This window comes from Massilia sp. P1_C10, from assembly GCF_056406475.1.
Map to the genome: position 1 here is coordinate 398,592 of NZ_JBFUAC010000002.1, position 17,088 is coordinate 415,679.

Annotated in this window: 15 protein-coding genes and 2 tRNA genes; 7 read left to right on the forward strand and 10 right to left on the reverse strand. The window is 65.6% G+C overall.

Annotated elements, in window-relative coordinates:
• Positions 1 to 92: 92 nt before the first annotated feature.
• On the reverse strand, positions 93 to 2,357 hold the full coding sequence (locus tag AC1D02_RS06090) for a polysaccharide biosynthesis tyrosine autokinase (protein ID WP_477314746.1): 2,265 nt from the start codon (positions 2,355 to 2,357) through the stop codon (positions 93 to 95).
• A 285-nt stretch (positions 2,358 to 2,642) separates the two neighbouring features.
• On the opposite strand from AC1D02_RS06090, the gene AC1D02_RS06095 reads away from it, so the two are divergent.
• The 3 genes from AC1D02_RS06095 (at position 2,643) to AC1D02_RS06105 (ending at position 5,917) form a co-directional block, all read left to right on the forward strand.
• Positions 2,643 to 4,868: an ATP-binding protein gene (locus AC1D02_RS06095; protein ID WP_477314748.1), complete on the forward strand. Its 2,226-nt coding sequence runs from the start codon at positions 2,643 to 2,645 to the stop codon at positions 4,866 to 4,868.
• Positions 4,869 to 4,890: 22 nt separating this feature from the next.
• On the forward strand, positions 4,891 to 5,352 hold the full coding sequence (locus AC1D02_RS06100) for a response regulator (protein ID WP_477314750.1): 462 nt from the start codon (positions 4,891 to 4,893) through the stop codon (positions 5,350 to 5,352).
• A gap of 121 nt (positions 5,353 to 5,473) precedes the next feature.
• Positions 5,474 to 5,917: a response regulator gene (locus AC1D02_RS06105; protein WP_477314752.1), complete on the forward strand. Its 444-nt coding sequence runs from the start codon at positions 5,474 to 5,476 to the stop codon at positions 5,915 to 5,917.
• A gap of 6 nt (positions 5,918 to 5,923) precedes the next feature.
• On the opposite strand, the gene AC1D02_RS06110 is transcribed toward AC1D02_RS06105, so the two are convergent.
• The 3 genes from AC1D02_RS06110 to AC1D02_RS06120 all read right to left on the reverse strand — a co-directional run bounded on the left by AC1D02_RS06110 (position 5,924) and on the right by AC1D02_RS06120 (position 8,809).
• Positions 5,924 to 7,537, reverse strand: a complete 1,614-nt coding sequence (locus AC1D02_RS06110) for a response regulator (RefSeq protein WP_477314754.1) — start codon at positions 7,535 to 7,537, stop codon at positions 5,924 to 5,926.
• Positions 7,538 to 7,656: 119 nt separating this feature from the next.
• Positions 7,657 to 8,379, reverse strand: a complete 723-nt coding sequence (locus tag AC1D02_RS06115; RefSeq protein WP_477314756.1) for an SDR family oxidoreductase — start codon at positions 8,377 to 8,379, stop codon at positions 7,657 to 7,659.
• Positions 8,380 to 8,416: 37 nt separating this feature from the next.
• Positions 8,417 to 8,809 carry a YybH family protein gene (locus AC1D02_RS06120; RefSeq protein WP_477314758.1) on the reverse strand — a complete coding sequence of 131 codons (393 nt, stop codon included), beginning with the start codon at positions 8,807 to 8,809 and terminating at the stop codon, positions 8,417 to 8,419.
• A 122-nt stretch (positions 8,810 to 8,931) separates the two neighbouring features.
• Here AC1D02_RS06120 and AC1D02_RS06125 point away from each other — a divergent pair, with 122 nt between their 5' ends.
• Positions 8,932 to 9,606: a glutathione S-transferase family protein gene (locus tag AC1D02_RS06125; RefSeq protein ID WP_477314760.1), complete on the forward strand. Its 675-nt coding sequence runs from the start codon at positions 8,932 to 8,934 to the stop codon at positions 9,604 to 9,606.
• On the opposite strand, the gene AC1D02_RS06130 is transcribed toward AC1D02_RS06125, so the two are convergent.
• The 5 genes from AC1D02_RS06130 to AC1D02_RS06150 form a co-directional block, all read right to left on the reverse strand.
• Positions 9,607 to 11,460 carry a di-heme-cytochrome C peroxidase gene (locus tag AC1D02_RS06130; RefSeq protein ID WP_477314762.1) on the reverse strand — a complete coding sequence of 618 codons (1,854 nt, stop codon included), beginning with the start codon at positions 11,458 to 11,460 and terminating at the stop codon, positions 9,607 to 9,609.
• Between the two features lie 143 nt (positions 11,461 to 11,603).
• Positions 11,604 to 11,679 (reverse strand) — tRNA-Asn (locus tag AC1D02_RS06135).
• 109 nt (positions 11,680 to 11,788) lie between these two features.
• Entirely contained in the window at positions 11,789 to 12,136 is a 348-nt protein-coding gene (locus AC1D02_RS06140) for a hypothetical protein (protein WP_477314764.1), read from the reverse strand.
• Positions 12,137 to 12,283: 147 nt separating this feature from the next.
• Positions 12,284 to 12,359: transfer RNA gene (locus AC1D02_RS06145), tRNA-Asn, on the reverse strand.
• 119 nt (positions 12,360 to 12,478) lie between these two features.
• Positions 12,479 to 13,693 (reverse strand): amino acid aminotransferase, encoded by a 1,215-nt coding sequence (locus AC1D02_RS06150; RefSeq protein ID WP_477314766.1) that lies wholly within the window; start codon positions 13,691 to 13,693, stop codon positions 12,479 to 12,481.
• Positions 13,694 to 13,802: 109 nt separating this feature from the next.
• Between AC1D02_RS06150 and uvrB the strand changes: the two genes are divergently transcribed.
• The 3 genes from uvrB (at position 13,803) to AC1D02_RS06165 (ending at position 16,644) form a co-directional block, all read left to right on the forward strand.
• Entirely contained in the window at positions 13,803 to 15,890 is a 2,088-nt protein-coding gene (uvrB, locus tag AC1D02_RS06155) for an excinuclease ABC subunit UvrB (RefSeq protein ID WP_477314768.1), read from the forward strand.
• A gap of 11 nt (positions 15,891 to 15,901) precedes the next feature.
• On the forward strand, positions 15,902 to 16,126 hold the full coding sequence (locus AC1D02_RS06160; RefSeq protein ID WP_477314770.1) for a hypothetical protein: 225 nt from the start codon (positions 15,902 to 15,904) through the stop codon (positions 16,124 to 16,126).
• A gap of 200 nt (positions 16,127 to 16,326) precedes the next feature.
• On the forward strand, positions 16,327 to 16,644 hold the full coding sequence (locus AC1D02_RS06165; RefSeq protein WP_477314772.1) for a hypothetical protein: 318 nt from the start codon (positions 16,327 to 16,329) through the stop codon (positions 16,642 to 16,644).
• Here AC1D02_RS06165 and AC1D02_RS06170 read toward each other — a convergent pair.
• Positions 16,592 to 16,960 carry a hypothetical protein gene (locus tag AC1D02_RS06170; protein WP_477314774.1) on the reverse strand — a complete coding sequence of 123 codons (369 nt, stop codon included), beginning with the start codon at positions 16,958 to 16,960 and terminating at the stop codon, positions 16,592 to 16,594. The two genes, AC1D02_RS06165 and AC1D02_RS06170, sit on opposite strands and share 53 nt — an antisense overlap.
• Positions 16,961 to 17,088: the final 128 nt, after the last annotated feature.

Genomic DNA, 17,088 nt, shown 5'->3' on the forward strand with positions numbered 1-17,088 from the left:
AGATCGATATCGAGACGCTCAGGCGGGGGACGGCGATTATTGAGTGGTCACTGCACGAGGGTCCGACCAGTGCGGTCAGAACCTTCAAGGCCTCACGCCGCGAATTCCAGCTGGCCGACGGGCCGATACGCGTACTTATACCCGTACCCCGACAGGCGCGGCTTGACGTCGTTGAACACGATCCCCAGCGGCGACACGCCTGCCTGGTTCAGCCGCTTGATCGCTTCGGTGATTTCGCGCTCGGTGCTGACGCCGGCGCGCACCACCAGGAACACGGCGCCGGCATGGCCGCCAATCACCAGCGAGTCGGCCAGCGCCAGGATCGGCGGCGAGTCGACCAGCACCATGTCGTAGCGCGAGCGCACCGACGCGAGCAGCGCGCCTACGTCGAGCGGCATGAAGAAATCGGGCCGCCCCTCGGACAGCGTGCCGGTGGTGACCAGGTCGAGCCGCTCGAGCACGCCGCGCCGGATCGCCTGGCCGAGCGTGATGGCGCCGCTCACCGCTTCGCACAGCCCGCCCTCGCGCGGCACGCCGAAATACTGGTGCAGGCGGCCGTTGCGCACGTCGGCGTCGACCAGCAGCACGCGCTTGCCGGCGGCGGCCATCACGGCGGCGAAGTTGGCCGAGACGAAGGACTTGCCAAGGCTGCTGGTCGGCCCGGCGAACATGATCACGTTGTTGTGCAGGCGCGGCATCGAGAACTGCAGCGAGGCGCGGAAGCTGCGCAGCGCTTCGATGGCGCCGTCGGTCGGCCAGTCGCGCGCCAGCAGCGCCGCCGCGCCGCCGCGCCGGGCCAACCGGGCCTGGGCGTCGCTGTGCGGAATGCTGGCGACCACCACGCGCGCGCCGAGCAGCTTTTCGATCGCCAGCGGATCGTCGACCGCGCCGCCCATGTTCTTGCGCAGCACCGCGCCGAGCACGCCGAGCAGCAGGCCGCACATCGCGCCGATGATGACGATCAGGCGCCGGTGCGGGCGCACCGGGTCGTCGCTGACCATCGGCGGATCGACCATGCGCACGTTGCTGACCTTGCCCACCGAGACGATCCGCAGCTGCTGCGCGGTGTTGGCCAGCGCCGTGTAGAGGTCGGTGTTGAGCTTGATGTCGCGCGCCATCCGCAGCGAATCCTGCTCGAGCAGTGGCAGCGTCCTGATGTGGCCGGCGATCTCGGCCAGTTCGCGGTCGACCTGGCGCAGCTGGCCGGTGACGGCGGCGACCACCGGATGGCGCATGGTGAAACGGGTCAGCAGATCGGCGCGCTTCTGGACCAGCTCGGCGCGGCGGATGCGCGCCGCGGCCGCCTGCTGCAGGCTCAGCTTGGCTTCCTCGGCGAAGTCGATGGTGCCATGGGCGTTGCGGTAGGCGTTGTACTCGCCCTCGGCGCGCTCGAGCTTGGCCTTGAGCTTGGGCAGCTGCTGGTCGAGGAAGGCCAGCGACTTTTCCGCCTCCTCGCTCTTGCGCCCGATGTTCTGCGCCATGTATTGCTGGCCGATGTCGCGCAGCACGCCGTTGACCAGCTCGGCGCTGCCGCCTTCGAGCCGCACCTCGATCACGCCGGACTGCTTGCCGCGCTCGGCGACGATCAGCTCGTCCTGCAGCTGGTGGATCGCCGCGCTGGCCGAGCTGCGCTTGACCAGGAAGCGCGCGCCGGGCAGTCCCGCCAGCCGCGTCACCTGCACTTCGATGCCGCCGGCCGGGGTGTCGACCTGCAGCCGCGGCCCCACCGTGCCGTGGAACAGCACGTTGCCGGCCGGATCGAACATGGAATAGCGGCCGCCGCCCAGGCTGACGATCGCCAGCGCGCGGTCGTACATGGCCGGCGGCACGTTGAGCACCGGCACGTCGATCTGCTCGGCGCCCCACACCGCGTTGCCCCAGCTGAACAGGCCCGGCTGCGACAGCTGCCCCGGCCGGAAGTCGCGCACCAGCTTGCCCAGCAGCGGGAAATAATCGGGCCGCGCCTCGATGGTCAGGTTCAGGCGCTCGACCGCGGGCGCGATGACGGTGCGCGAGCGCAGCAGCTCCATCTCGGCGGTGACCGCCTTCTTGGTGTCGAACATCGAGGCGACGTCGTTGAGCGCGTTCCTGGAAGTCGACGGCGAGGCTTCCTCGACGTGGATCAGCATGCTCGCCTCGTACACCGGCCGCGCCAGCACGGCGTAGGCCAGCGCCAGCAAGGTGACGGCGGCGGCGATCGCGGCCACCAGGCGGCAGTGGTCGCGCAGCAGGTTGATCCAGGCGAGCGCCGGCGGATCGTCCTGGTCGCGCGTGGGCGCGGGCGCCGCGATGCCGCGGTGGCTGATGGCGCGCCGGCGCGGCGGGCGGGCGTGGCTGATGTGCGTGGCGGTGGACATGGTGGGCTTATCGCTGGGATTCGGTAGCTCAACGCTACGGCAGCGCGCCCCGGCGCGTTTGCGGTGGATCAATCGGGCGCATACGGCTCAGCAGATCGCCGCCGATGCAAGACATTGCGCGAAGATGAGTTCGCTTCCGGGGCAAAATTATGGAATATTTCGCATAATTCGACTTGCCGTTAACATATTGCAACACGCCAGCTCGTGCGTGCGTCACGCCCAAAATTTTGTGGCTACAATGCGATTCCTGCAAAAAGTCGGCCAATTGGCAGCCGCCCCGTTCCGATGACCCAGTCCGCTTCCGCCATCTCCCCCTTCGACCTTTCCAGCTGCGACAAGGAACCGATCCGCTTCCCCGGCAGCATCCAGCCCCATGGTTTCCTGCTCTGCCTGTCGCCCTCGCGGATGGTGCTGCAGGCCAGCGACAACCTGGCCGCGCGCGCTGGCATGGCGGCCGCCGAGGCGATCGGCCGCCCGCTCGACCAGGTGATCGGCGCCGCCGCCGCGGCCCAGCTGCCCGGCCTCGACGCCGGCCAGCTGGGCGAGCGTCCGGCCTACCTGGCCACAGTGCGCCTGCCCAACGGCGCCTGGTTCGACGTGCTCGGCCACGCCGGCGACGGCCTGGTGCTGCTCGAATTCGAAGCGATCGCGCGCACCGCGCCGGCCGACTTCCGCGACCTGTTCCCGCTGGTGGGCGAATTCATGCAGAAGCTGCCGGGCGCGTCCTCGGTCGACGCGATGAGCCAGACTGCGGCCGACCAGATCCGCAAGCTGACCGGCTTCGGCCGCGTGATGGTGTACCAGTTCGACCGCGACGGCCACGGCCACGTGATCGCCGAATCGAACGACGGCGTGCATCCGTCCTACCTGGGCCAGCGCTTCCCGGCCACCGACATCCCGCGCCAGGCGCGCGAGCTGTACACCATCAACCGCATCCGGCTGATCCAGGACGCCAACTACACGCCGTCGCGGCTGGTGCCCGAAGTCAATCCGCTGACCGGACAGCCGAACGACCTGTCGTTCGCGGCCCTGCGCAGCGTCTCGCCGATCCACCTGCAATACATGCGCAACATGGACACGCTGGCGTCGATGTCGGTGTCGATCATCGTCAAGGGCCAGCTGTGGGGACTGATCTCGTGCCACAACGCCACGCCCTGCCCGCTCGAATTCGACAAGCGCAGCGCCTGCGAGCAGCTGGGCCAGGTGCTGTCGCTGTCGATCGAATCGCGCGAGGACGCCGGCGACCTGCAGTTCCGGCTGGAACTGCGCCGCATCATGGTGTCGATGCTGGCCGGCCTGACGCACGGATCGGACTTCATCGACAACATGAGCCAGGTGTTCCCCGAGCTGCTGCGCTTCGCGCGCGCCGGCGGCGCCGCCATCGTCGTCGACGACCGCATCATTCGTTACGGCGACGCGCCCGACGAGGCGCAGGTGCGCGACCTGGTCGAATGGCTCAATGTGCACTGCCATGACGACCTGTACCAGACCGACCACCTGTCGGCGGCCTACGCGCCGGCGCTGGAATTCGTGCGCAACGCCAGCGGCCTGCTGGCGATGCCGATCTCGCGCATCCACAAGCACTACCTGCTGTGGTTCCGCCCGGAGGTGGTGCACACCATCGACTGGGCCGGCAATCCGCGCGAGAAGGACGGCGCGCCGGACCGGCACGCGCAACTGTCGCCGCGCACCAGCTTCGCCACCTGGCGCGAGACCATCCACGGCAACAGCCTGCCGTGGCGCAGCGGCGAACTGGAGCTGGCGATCGAGTTCCGCTCGGCGCTGCTGGCCATCGCGCTGGAACGGGCCGAGCAGATGGCCGAACTGGCCGACGAGCTGGGCCGCGCCAACAAGGAGCTCGAAGCGTTTTCCTACTCGGTGTCGCACGACCTGCGGGCGCCGCTGCGCCACATCGTCGGCTTTTCCAACCTGCTGATGGAGTCCGACAGCGATGTCGAGATGCGCCAGCGCTTCCTGGCCAACATCAAGGATTCGGCGCGGCTGGCCGGCAAGCTGGTCGACGACCTGCTGAGCTTCTCGCAGATGGGCCGCGCCGCCCTGCGCCCGGTGACAGTCGACATGAACGACCTGGTCAAGGGCAGCATCGACAAGCTGGAGGCCGAGATGGGCGAGCGCCAGGTCGAGTGGCGCATCGGCGCGCTGCCGGCGATCCAGGCCGATCCGACCTTCCTGCAACTGGCGGTCTACAACCTGCTGTCGAACGCGGTCAAGTTTACGGGACAGCAGGAGTTCGCTATCATCTCGGTTGACGCAACTGCCATGGACAAGGAAACCGTATTCCGGATCGCCGACAACGGCGCAGGCTTCAACATGGACTACGTGCACAAGCTGTTCGGCGTGTTCCAGCGCCTGCACCGGATGGAAGATTTCCAGGGCACCGGCATCGGCCTGGCCAACGTGCGCCGCATCGTCGAGCGCCATGGCGGGCGGGTCTGGGCCGAGTCGGCGCCGGGTGAAGGCGCCACATTTTATTTCAGCATTCCCAAATGAACTGCATAGTTAATTATTTTTCATGTTAAAACCCATCCTGCTGGTCGAAGACAACCCCCACGACCTCGAACTGACGCTGATTGCGCTCTCGCGCAGCCAGCTGGCCAACGAAGTGATCATCGCGCGCGACGGCGCGGAGGCGCTCGACTACCTGAACTGCCGCGGCCAGTTCGCCAAGCGCCAGGCCGGCAACCCGGCCGTGGTGCTGCTCGACCTGAAGCTGCCGAAAGTGGACGGCCTCGAAGTGCTCAAGGCGATCCGCGGCACCGACGGCCTGAAAAGCACGCCGGTGGTGATGCTGACCTCGTCGCGCGAAGAGCAGGACCTGCTGCGCAGCTATGAGCTGGGCGTGAACGCGTATGTCGTCAAGCCGGTCGATTTCACCGAATTCGTGCGCGCCATTGCCGACCTCGGCATTTTCTGGGCGGTGCTGAACGAACCGCCGCCGGGCTCGGCGCGCTACGTGCGTCCGCCGCCAAAGTAAGCGCTGCCGCCGTCCCCCGCTTGTCCTGCACGGCGCGCCGCCAGCGGCGCGCCCGTCACCAACGATCCCTGTATGATTGTGATAAGCAATTAGTTGCTTGCGCCTGCATACGCGACTTTTCATGCCATCCGAACTCCCGCCGAAAGCCGACGTGCCCGATTCATACACCATTCTCGTGGTCGAGAAGGATCCCGATGTCACCGACCTGATCAGCACTGTGCTGGAGTCGGAAGGCCATCACGTCTTTTCCGCAAGGAACGGCGCCGAGGCGCTGGCGCTGGCCGTTCAGCACCTTCCCGACGCGATTTTCTCCGGCATCGAACTGTCGGACTTCAATGGGTACGTGCTGGCGGCGCGCATCCGTTCGATGCCGCGCATTGCCGCCTGCCTGCTGGTGGCGTTGACCGGACGCGGCAGGCAGTCGGACGTCGAACTGGGGAAAGGGGTCGGCTTCGACCATTTCCTGGTCAAGCCCGCATCGATCGAATCGATCCTGGCGACGCTGGGGTCGGTGCGCCCGCGGGTGACTGCATCGGCCGCCAGTCGATCGAACCAGGCCGGTTAAGCCTGCTCAGCCGGCCAGTGCCGATTCCTTGCGGCGCAGCAGGTGGCGGATGCGCGCGCTCAGCACGTCGGCGGCATACGGTTTCTGCAGCAGGTTGACCGAGGCGTCGACCTTGCCCTCGTGGGACAGCACGCCTTCCGCGTAGCCTGACGTAAATAGCACCTGCGCGGCGGGCAATTTTGCGCGCACGTGATCGCGCAGTTCGAGGCTGCTGACCGGACCCGGCATGATCACGTCGCTGAACACCAGGTCGATGTGCACGCCGGAATCGATCAGCGCCACCGCGGCGGCAGCGTCCGCCGCCCACAGCACCTGATAGCCCAGCGCGGACAGCAATTCGACGGTCGAGCTGCGAACGTCTTCCTCGTCCTCGACGACCAGGATGGTTTCCAGGCCGCCCACCAGCTGTGCACCCGCGGACGCCTCCACGACCGGCGCCGCCTCCCGGCTGCGCTGCAGGAAAATCTTCACGCTGGTGCCGCGGCCAGGGGCGCTGTCGATACCGATCTCGCCGCCGGACTGCTTGACGAAACCGTAGGCCATCGACAGCCCGAGGCCGGTCCCCTGCCCGGTCGCCTTGGTCGTGAAGAACGGCTCGAACGCGCGCTCGAGCACCTCGGCGCTCATTCCCACGCCGGTATCGACCACTTCGATCATTACATAGTCGCCATTGCCGCTCGCCGGCGCGCTGGCGTCGTTGCTGGCCACGTTGCGGGCGCGGATGGTCAGCGTGCCGCCGGCGCCCATCGCGTCGCGCGCGTTGATGACCAGGTTGAGCAGCACGTTGTTGAGCTGGCTGGCATCGACCGTGATGGTCCACAGGTCAGGCGCGACGTCGCTGACCACGGTCGCGCGCGGGCCCAGCACGCGGCCGATCATCTCGTCCATGTTGCGCAGCAGGACGGCCGGATCGATCACCGCGGCCTGCAGCGGCTGGCGACGCGCGAACGCCAGCAGGTGCGCCGACAGTTTGGCGCCGCGTTCGACGCCGGCCAGCGCGATGTCGATGCGCGCCGCGGCCTTGTCGCTCAACCCGCCGAGCAGCTTGATCAGTTGCAGGTTGCCGCCGATGATCTGCAGCACATTATTGAAGTCGTGGGCGACCCCGCCGGTCAGCTGGCCGATCGCTTCCATCTTCTGGGCCTGGTGCAGGGCCTGCTGGCTGGCTGCCAGCTCCTCCTGGCTGCGGCGCAAGGACACAAAGGCCTCGTCGCGTTCCTTGCGCGCGATGAAGGCGGCGTGATGGTGATGCACGCGCGCGACCAGTTCGCGCGGATCGGGCCATTTCACCAGGTAGTCGCTGGCGCCGGCGGCGAAGGCCTTGGCCTTGATTTCGGGATCGTCCTCCGACGACAGCAGGATCACCGGGATGCGCTCGGTGGCAGGGTCGGCGCGCAGGCGGCGGATCACTTCGAAGCCGTCCACTTCCGGCATGCGCAAGTCGACGATCACCACGGTGGGCTTGAACTCGGCGGCCAGTTCCACCGCGCGCTGCGAGTGCGGTTCGTAGCGCAGGCGCAGCTGGGCGCAGCCCTTCAGGCTGTGGGAAATGAGGTCTTGCGCGAACGGCTCGTCGTCGATCAACAGCACCGAACAGGAATTGAAATCGTCGTCAATCATCGAGGCGAATTGCTCGGCGTCAACGCAGCCGATGTGTAGTGGACAGGTCGCAGAATTTTACATGAACAAGGGAAATATCGAGCGCACAACTGGGTATGTACACCGGCGTCGCCATGGGCTCACGCCACCGTGCGCAGGTCGGCCACCGGATCGGCGCCGAACCGATCGCCGAGCAGGTAAGCGACCAGGCGCGCGGCGCAGTCGGCCGGATCGGTCAGTTCGCCGGCGCGCTTGAGTTCGTCGAAGCGCTCGCGCAGGGGGAATTGATCCAGCGATGTCGCGCGGATCTCGGCCTGCATCGCGGTGTCGATGACGCCCGGGGCGAGGCTGCAGACCAGCAGGTTCGCGTTGGCGTCGAGCGCGACGGCGCGGGCGTGGTGGTCGAGCGCGGCCTTGGTGGCGCAGTAGACGCTCCAGCCGGGATAGGCGCCGCGGCCGGCGCCGCTCGAGACGTGCAGGATGCGGCAGGCGGCCGACGGCGGGCGCGCGGCGGCCACGGCGCTTGAGAGCATCAGCGGCGCGGCGACGTTCAGCGCCACCGCGCGCGCGACGGCGATCGGCTCCTGCGTCGCCAGCGGGCCGACCGGCTGCACGGTGCCGGCGTTGTTGATCAGGAGGACGGTGTGACAGCCGGCAAGCCATGCTGCAAGTTCTGTACCGGCGAGCCAGGCGCCGAGGGCGGCGCTGTCGGAAAGGTCGAGCGCGACCTGACGCATCGCCGGCGCGGCATCGGGCGCCGCGCCGCGCGCAATGCCGAGCACGGGGATGCCGCGCGCGAGCAATTGCGCGGCGATGGCGGCGCCGAGGCCGTGCGTGTGGCCGGTGAGGATGGCCTGGATCATGGATGTTCCGAAATCGCTACCCCACGCGGTGCGACGATTATGCCGGAACCGGGGTGGCGCGATTGAACATGTCGCGATACATGCGCCAGGCGCCGTCGACCCTGCGCCACGCGACGAAGTAGCGGCCGTCGTCGACGCACACGCGCTCGCCGTTCGGCAAGGCGGCGAACAATTCGTAGCGGCCGATTTCAAGCGCCTGCGCGTCGTCGCCGTCCACTTCCTGGGTGGTGAAGCGCGCCGCGACCACACCCTGCGCGATCGCCCCGCCGAAGAATCCCCGGATCGCCTCGCGCCCCTGGAAAGTCGGCATGCCTTCGGCCATCAGGCGCGCGTCCTCGGTGTATAGCGCCGCTGCGCGCTCGGCATCGCGCGCGCCGAACGCTTGCGCCAGCAAATGCTGCGCGCCTTGAATCTGCTCTTTCAGGCTCATCGGGTCCCCCTTTTCGTGGTATGCACAACGTTGCCAATGCTACACCAATTTAATCCAGGGCAACATATTTTTGATTATAAAAAGTGTATCCTTTTAACCCATCGAACCCGCCGGAGGCCACCATGTCGCTGCAACTGTTCTACCACCCGCTGTCGTCGTTCTGCCATAAGGTGCTGATCGCACTGTACGAGAACGGCACGCCATTCGACGGCCGCCTGCTCGAGCAAACGGATCCGGCCACGCTGGCGGAGTTCGCGCGGCTGTGGCCGACGTCGAAAATGCCGCTGCTGCGCGACCTCGCCAACGACCGGGTGGTGCCGGAAACGTCGATCATCATCGAATACCTGCAAGCGGAGCATCCGGGGCCGGTCACATTGATTCCGTCCGATGCGCGGCTCGCGTCCGAGGTGCGGCTGTGGGACCGGCTGTTCGACCTGTACGTGCACCTGCCGATGCAGAAGGTCGTCGGCGACTCGTTCCGGCCGGCGGGCGCGCACGATGCGGCGGGAGTGGCGGAGGCACGCGCGCTGATCCGGCGCTCGTACGAGATGGTGGAACAGGCGCTGGGCGCGCGCGAATGGATCGCCGGCGCTGCCTTCAGCATGGCCGATTGCGCCGCGGCGCCGGCGCTGTTCTACGCCGACACGCTGGAGCCGATCGGTGCGGGCATGCCGGCGCTGACGGCCTATTTGAACCGGCTGATGGCGCGGCCGTCGTATGCGCGCGTGCTGGAAGAAGCGGAGCCGAGCTTCGCGATGTATCCGCTCGATCCCAAGCCGTCGCGCGCGCCGCGATGACTAAGGCACGATCCGGTCGCCGACGCGGGTGCCGCCGACCGCCTTCATGTACTCCACCAGCGCCCAGCGCTCGTCATCGGTCATCCGTGCGTTGCCATAGTCGTGGCCAAGGTTGGAGTTGCCTGCGATGACAGCGCCGGCCGCATCGCGCGTGTTGAAGACGAAGGTGTTTCCGGCTGCCGTGCCGGTCACGAGTCCTACCTTGCGCGGGTCGAATTCGCGTGTCCCCATCAGGAACGCCGGTGGGCGCTGGCTCGGCGGCAGCAGCAGGTCGTACAGCGTCGGCACCGAACCATTGTGCAGAAATGGCGGGGTCGCCCATACGCCCGCCAAGGGACGGCCTTTGTAGGCGAGAATCTCGCTCGATTCGGTCATGCAGCGGCGCAGCCGGTCGGCCTTGCTGAAGGCCTGCACAAGAGCCGCCGGCGCGATGCGGCGCTCGTACAGATTCGCCGATGCCAGCAAGCCGCGCAGGTCGCCGACTGCACCCAGTTCCTGGCGCTTGTAATAGATCGATCCAATGACCGTGGAGCCAAGTAAATCGGACAGCGGTTCGGTATCGCCGTACTTTCCGACGCCGGGAAGGGGGAAGAATTTTTTGGATGTCCCGCGCAGCAGGCCGGTATTCGCTTGATAAGTGTAGGCGTTGCACGCCATCCAGGGATCGGTGCCAATCGGCTCGGGACCCGACAGCGCTGCCATCCGGGCCACGATCGGCGTGGTCAGGTCATCGCGCTTCAGCACGGCGTGGCACTTCGAGCAGGCCGCCGCACCATTGACGCCGCGGTCGAACAGGCGCTGCCCCGTCTCCCACCTGCCGGCATCGATGGGACCGAAAGCGCCCGGCCATGCCGGCGGCTTCAGCAAGGTGACCTGCTTTTCCAGCGCCAGCAGATTGCCAAGCCGCGCGCTGGTGCGGTAGCCGCCGCCGGCCTGACCGGGCGGCAGCAAGGTCAGGTCGGCAAACACGCCGGTCATTTCGCCGACGTTCCTGCCAAGCGCGCCGATATCGAAGCGCTTGCCAATCGGACGATTGGCGGCGATCCCGTTCCATTGAACCTTGTCGTGCTGGTGGATGTTCCACAGGAAGGGATAGCTGACCGGCGCGTCCGATGGATTACGGGGCTGATCGCTGCCCTCGGTGCGCAGCAGCACCTTGTTGAAGATGTGGCCGAACGCATCGAGGCGGCCGAAGCCGTAATCGAGGTCGGTGGCGTTGGCCTGTTCGACCTTCGACTGCCAGGCCACCAGGCTGGCGAGCGCGGTCTCGAGCATTTTGCGGTTGGCCGGAGTATCCGCGTCCAGCAATACCTTGCTGGCGAAGCGATCCATTTTTGCGGCATCGTTGCGGGTGGTTGCCAGCGCCGCGTTCAGCGAACGCAGGTAGCCTTCAAAATCCGTCAGCGCCGGCGCGCCTTCGATGCGCAGGCGCTTGCCCTGGAAGGTGAGTTCATTGGTGTGGCAGGCCGCGCAATTCATGCCGACCCAGGGTTCCTTGTCGGACTGGCCCTGCTTCCAGCGCAGCTTCGTGACCGAGAATTTCTGATCGCTCTGGGTGTCGATCGCGAACCCCACCGGCAGCGGCGCCGGTTCGGGCGATGGGTCGGCCAGGTAGCGGAAGCGTTCGGTATGGCCGCGCGCCAGAAGCGGCGCCTGGGAATCGGACTGTTCCAGCGCCTTGAGCCATGCCAGCGGAATCAGGCGCGAGCCCTGCGACAGCGTGTACCACTGCTGCTTCTGTGCGGAAGTCCATCCCTGGTCGATTTCCAAAGACGCGTCCTCGGCAGTGAACGCAATAACGGAAACCGTCGCCAGCATTAGTACGCCGGCTTTCAGCAATTGGGTGTTCGACATATCGCCCCCGGGACCGGCAAAACGTTCGGATGAATCGTTGATTAATATCCGCTCTTTTCGCTTCGATCTATTGCGTCAATGCAAAAACCAGAAGGGTCGCGTTAACGAAAAAGGCCACGTTCTGCAACGTGGCCTTTTGAATCTGGCTCCCCGACCTGGACTCGAACCAGGGACCTGCGGATTAACAGTCCGTCGCTCTACCAACTGAGCTATCAGGGAAAAGAGCGCGCATTATAGCTGGCGGTTTCGGGATTGCCTAGCCCTGCCGTAAGTTCAAGCGGCGTGTCGAAAAAAGGCCCAGGACCGCTGGACCAGACCCCGGGCGTCCCTATTCCTTCGGGAAGTCGGATGCCGACTGGTTGGCGCCGGTTTCCTTTGTGCCCAAACCGGTGCCGGTCGAGCCAGCCTGGCTGGAATGGGTATCCTGCGGGCCGCGCGTCGCGGCGGTGGCGGCCGTGCCGGCCCCTTCGGGCTCGGGCAGTTTGTTGTTCATGCCGGCGTCAATCGGCATCATCGGATCGTCGCTGCCCGTGTCTTCCAGGCTGCGCGTCAGCTGCTCGCCACCGCTGCCGCCGGTTTCCTTCTGCGATCCGTCCGGCCCGGGCAAGCCGCCGCGCCTGTCGTCTCCCGGCCCCGGCCCGACCGACTGGCTGCCGCCTGCATTCTGTGCGCCCATGATGATTCCTTCGCAATAATCGAGTTGATTCGATCATGCGCCGGCGCCCGCAAGGCGACTATCGGCACGAGGAGCGCGTGGTTGTAGGAAGAACGCTAACGTAGGGACGAAAAAAAACCACGATCGCTCGTGGTTTTTTCTGTATTCTGGCTCCCCGACCTGGACTCGAACCAGGGACCTGCGGATTAACAGTCCGTCGCTCTACCAACTGAGCTATCAGGGAAAAGAGGCAACATTATATATTCCCGAAACCGCTCTGTCAAACTTCCGACCCCGCGACGACTGCAATATGGTGCTGCTGCCTTTCGAACCAGCTATTCGCCGATCCGAAGAAGCAAGATCTTAAAGGACTTTCGCAATCGCGTCAATGACGACATCGATATTTTTGGAGTTCAGCGCGGCCACGCAAATGCGCCCGGTGTCGACCGCGTAGATCGACTGTTCGCGCAGCAACTCGACCTGCTTCTTTGTCAGGCCCGAGTACGAGAACATGCCCACCTGCTCGCGCACGAACTCGAAGTCGTGGCCCGGCGCCTTTTCCTTCAGCTTGCGCACGAATTCGCCGCGCATTTCCTTGATCCGCACGCGCATGCCGGCCAGCTCCTCTTCCCACAGCTGGCGCAGTTCCGGCGTGGCCAGCACGGTGGCGACCACCTTGCCGCCATGCAGCGGCGGATTCGAGTAGTTGGTGCGCACCACGCGCTTGAGCTGCGACAGCACGCGCGCCGCTTCGTCGGCGCTGGCGGCGACGAAGCTCAGGGCGCCTACGCGCTCGCCGTACAGCGAGAACGATTTCGAGAACGAGTTCGACACCAGCAGCGCGCCGCCGGCCGCGGCGAAGCGGCGCACCACGGCGCCGTCTTCGGCGATGCCCGCGGCGAAGCCCTGGTAGGCCATGTCGAGGAAGGGAATCAGGCCGCCGGCGCTGACCGCCTCGATCACCTGATCCCATTGCGCGGACGTCAGGTCGGCGCCGGTCGGGTTGTGGCAGCAGGCGTGCAGCACGACGATCGAGCCGGGCGGCATGGCCTTGAGCGACGCCAGCATGCCGGCGAAATTGACGCCGTGCGTCGCTTCGTCGTAGTAGGTGTAGTTGTTGACCACGAAGCCGGCGCTTTCGAACAGCGCGCGGTGGTTTTCCCAGCTCGGATCGCTGATATAGACTTGGGCGCCTTCGGGCGCGAAGCGCTGCAGGAAATCGGCGCCGATCTTCAGTGCGCCGGTGCCGCCCACCGCCTGCACCGTCACCGCGCGCTTCTCTTGAATAACCGGGCTGCCGGCCCCAAATACCAGCTCTTGCACCGCCTTGTCGTACGCGGCCAGGCCGTCGATCGGCAGATAGGTGCGCGGCGCCTGCTGCTCGATCATCAGCGCTTCGGCCTTGCGCACGCACTGGAGCAGCGGCACCTTGCCATTGTCGTCATAATAGACCCCGACGCCCAGGTTGATCTTTGCTGGATTGGTATCGGCGACGAACGCTTCGGTGATGCCCAGGATCGGGTCGCGGGGTGCCATGGCGATGGCGCTGAAGATACTGGCGGAAGCGGTAGAGGTCATCGTAGTTTAAACTTGATTATCGGCTGGTTCGCAGCAGGGTTGTATAGACAGCGCCCCATATCCGGCAAGGGTCGCGAGCGAGCTTCCATTCTAACAAAGGTATCAAAACATGGTTGAAGTCACCCCAGTTAACGACCCGTCGCCCACGGTCATTACCTTCCCCGATTCGCCATTCAAGCTGCATCAACCCTTCCCTCCCGCCGGCGACCAGCCGACCGCGATCGAGGGACTGGTCGAAGGCATCAACGACGGCCTGTCGTTCCAGACGCTGCTCGGCGTGACCGGCTCCGGCAAGACCTACACCATGGCCAACGTGATCGCGCGCGCCGGCCGCCCCGCCATCGTGTTCGCGCCCAACAAGACGCTGGCCGCCCAGCTGTACGCCGAATTCCGCGAGTTCTTTCCGCAGAACGCGGTCGAGTACTTCGTCAGCTACTACGACTACTACCAGCCGGAAGCCTACGTGCCGCAGCGCGACCTGTTCATCGAAAAAGACTCGTCGATCAACGAGCATATCGAGCAGATGCGCCTGTCGTGCACCAAGTCGCTGATGGAGAGGCGCGACGTGATCATCGTCGCCACCGTCTCGGCGATCTACGGTATCGGTAATCCGAGCGAATACCACCAGATGATTCTGACCTTGCGCCACAAGGACAAGGTCGCGCAGCGCGACATCATCGCGCGCCTGATCCAGATGCAGTACACGCGCAACGAAGTCGACTTCGGGCGCGGCACCTTCCGCGTGCGCGGCGACACCATCGACATCTTCCCGGCCGAGCATGCGGAGCTGGCGATCCGGGTCGAGACGTTCGACGACGAGATCGAGTCGCTGCAGCTGTTCGATCCGCTGACCGGGCGCGTGCGCCAGAAGATCCCGCGCTTCACCGTGTATCCAGGCTCGCACTACGTCACGCCGCGCAGCACGGTGCTGCGCGCGATCGAAACCATCAAGCTCGAACTGCGCGACCGGCTCGAGGAATTCCGCCAGCAAAACAAGCTGATCGAAGAGCAGCGCCTCGAGCAGCGCACCCGCTTCGACCTCGAAATGATGGCCGAAATCGGCTTCACCAAGGGCATCGAGAACTATTCGCGCCACCTGTCCGGCGCGATGCCGGGCGAGCCGCCGCCGACCCTGGTCGACTACCTGCCGAAGGACGCGCTGATGTTCCTCGACGAGTCGCACGTGCTGATCGGCCAGTTGAATGCGATGTACAACGGCGACCGTTCGCGCAAGACCAACCTGGTCGACTACGGCTTCCGCCTGCCGTCGGCGCTCGACAACCGGCCGCTCAAGTTCGAAGAGTTCGAGCGCAAGATGCGCCAGACCGTGTTCGTGTCGGCCACGCCGGCCGAGTACGAGAACGCGCACGCCGACAACGTGGTCGAACAAGTGGTGCGGCCGACCGGCCTGGTCGACCCGATGATCGTGGTCAAGCCGGCCATGACGCAGGTCGACGACCTGATGTCGGAGATCGTCGAGCGCGTCAAGAAGGACGAGCGCGTGCTGGTGACCACGCTGACCAAGCGCATGGCCGAGCAGCTGACCGAATACCTGTCCGACCACGCCATCAAGGTGCGCTACCTGCACAGCGACATCGAGACGGTCGAGCGGGTCGAGATTCTGCGCGACCTGCGCCTCGGCACCTTCGACGTGCTGGTCGGGATCAACCTGCTGCGCGAAGGCCTCGACCTGCCGGAGGTGTCGCTGGTGGCGATTCTCGACGCCGACAAGGAAGGCTTCCTGCGCTCCGAGCGCAGCCTGATCCAGACCATCGGGCGCGCGGCGCGTAACCTGAACGGCGTGGCGATCCTGTACGCGGACCGGGTCACCGATTCGATGCGCAAGGCGATCGACGAAACCGAGCGCCGGCGCAACAAGCAGATCGCGTTCAACCTGGCCAACGGCATCACGCCGGTCGGCATCAAGAAGACCATCCGCGACATGATCGACGGCGTGTACAGCCCGCAGCAGGCGCGCGAGACGCTCGACGAGATGCAGGAGACCGCGAAGATCGAGTCGATGAGCGAGAAGCAGATCAGCAAGGAGATCAAGCGCCTCGAGAAGCTGATGGTGGACCACGCCAAGAATCTCGAATTCGAGAAGGCGGCGCAGGTGCGCGACCAGCTGCATGTGCTCAAGCAGCAGGCGTTCGGCGCGCCGGGCACCGACAACGTGGTCTCCATGCTGGGCAAATAGGCGTCTTCGCGATGAAGCGTTATATGGATCTGAGCGGCGCCTCGGGTGTGCGCGCCTATACGATCGCCCTTCAGGCCATCACCGTGCAGTTCGCCGGCGGCGGCACCTACGTGTATTCGTATGCCAGCGCCGCGCGGGAACGGGTTGAGGAAATGAAACGCTGCGCCCAGGCCGGCCGCGGCCTTTCCACCTACATCAGCCAGCATGTCGGGCCGGCCTACGCGACGAAAGCATGAGTCGATCCAGAACGTGATCGCCCCTTCTGGCACGTCGGCCTCGTCAGGCTTGCCGCGTACGGCTTCGCCTACAAATTTGCAACATTATTTCGGCCCAGGCGATATCAGTATTACAATCTCGGTACATATGGCCGCGTCGCCGTGCGCCGCATCAGCGCGGCCCCACAATTGCACCGCCGCGTTATTCGAGAGGATAGCCAATGGACAGAAGGAAACGATACTGGTTCGCAGCCAAGCCCTACGGCGCGGGCTGGGGATGGGGGCCGCCGTTCAGCTGGGAAGGCTGGCTGGCCCTGGTCGGCTTCCTGCTGATGACCATGCTCGGCGCGTCGATGCTGCCCGACCACACCCTGCTCTTCCTGTCCTATATGTCGATGCTGTCGCTGGCCTTCATCCTGCTTGCCGTGTGGAAAGGCGAACCGCAGCAGCGCGTTCCCCAGCGCCGGCGCCGCCGGCCGGAAGGCATCATGGGCAATGCTCACCCCGCGACCGCGGAAGCAGACTCTTCTCCGAAATGATCCGGCCGTGGCGGTTCGTCACGTCGCCGCGAAACGGCCACAGCGCCAGGTCCAGCTCGGCGTCCACGTCCTGGTCGCGGTCGCCCTGCCACTCGATGAACTGGGTGATCGCCAGCCGGATCAGGTCGGCCGGTTTCAGCTCGAACGCGCCCACGCCCAGCGCAATCCGGTCGGTGTAGCGGATCGTGTGCGCGCCCTTGAACGTGCCCTCGCAGCTGGTGATCCTGAATTGCTTCGGCAGGCCGAAGCCGAATTTTCCTGAGGTGCTGGTTTCAATCTGGCACAGCCCCCAGCTCGCGATGTCGAAACGGTACAAGATGCGTCTCCTCTTTCCTGAAAAGTAAGCTCGCCGCGCGGCAGCGACACTGCGATATACGCATCGCCGCGCGAAACGGATTCGACTTTTCACGCGCGCGCGAGGACGTCCGCATCCTGTCTTTGCCG

Coding starts and splice junctions, on each gene's coding strand:
- AC1D02_RS06090 (WP_477314746.1), bottom strand. CDS start 2,357: ATGTCCACCGCCACGCACATCAGCCACGCCCGCCCGCCGCGCCGGCGC.
- uvrB (WP_477314768.1), top strand. CDS start 13,803: ATGGTTGAAGTCACCCCAGTTAACGACCCGTCGCCCACGGTCATTACC.
- AC1D02_RS06125 (WP_477314760.1), top strand. CDS start 8,932: ATGTCGCTGCAACTGTTCTACCACCCGCTGTCGTCGTTCTGCCATAAG.
- AC1D02_RS06120 (WP_477314758.1), bottom strand. CDS start 8,809: ATGAGCCTGAAAGAGCAGATTCAAGGCGCGCAGCATTTGCTGGCGCAA.
- AC1D02_RS06130 (WP_477314762.1), bottom strand. CDS start 11,460: ATGTCGAACACCCAATTGCTGAAAGCCGGCGTACTAATGCTGGCGACG.
- AC1D02_RS06100 (WP_477314750.1), top strand. CDS start 4,891: ATGTTAAAACCCATCCTGCTGGTCGAAGACAACCCCCACGACCTCGAA.
- AC1D02_RS06115 (WP_477314756.1), bottom strand. CDS start 8,379: ATGATCCAGGCCATCCTCACCGGCCACACGCACGGCCTCGGCGCCGCC.
- AC1D02_RS06160 (WP_477314770.1), top strand. CDS start 15,902: ATGAAGCGTTATATGGATCTGAGCGGCGCCTCGGGTGTGCGCGCCTAT.
- AC1D02_RS06105 (WP_477314752.1), top strand. CDS start 5,474: ATGCCATCCGAACTCCCGCCGAAAGCCGACGTGCCCGATTCATACACC.
- AC1D02_RS06140 (WP_477314764.1), bottom strand. CDS start 12,136: ATGGGCGCACAGAATGCAGGCGGCAGCCAGTCGGTCGGGCCGGGGCCG.
- AC1D02_RS06110 (WP_477314754.1), bottom strand. CDS start 7,537: ATGATTGACGACGATTTCAATTCCTGTTCGGTGCTGTTGATCGACGAC.
- AC1D02_RS06165 (WP_477314772.1), top strand. CDS start 16,327: ATGGACAGAAGGAAACGATACTGGTTCGCAGCCAAGCCCTACGGCGCG.
- AC1D02_RS06095 (WP_477314748.1), top strand. CDS start 2,643: ATGACCCAGTCCGCTTCCGCCATCTCCCCCTTCGACCTTTCCAGCTGC.
- AC1D02_RS06150 (WP_477314766.1), bottom strand. CDS start 13,693: ATGACCTCTACCGCTTCCGCCAGTATCTTCAGCGCCATCGCCATGGCA.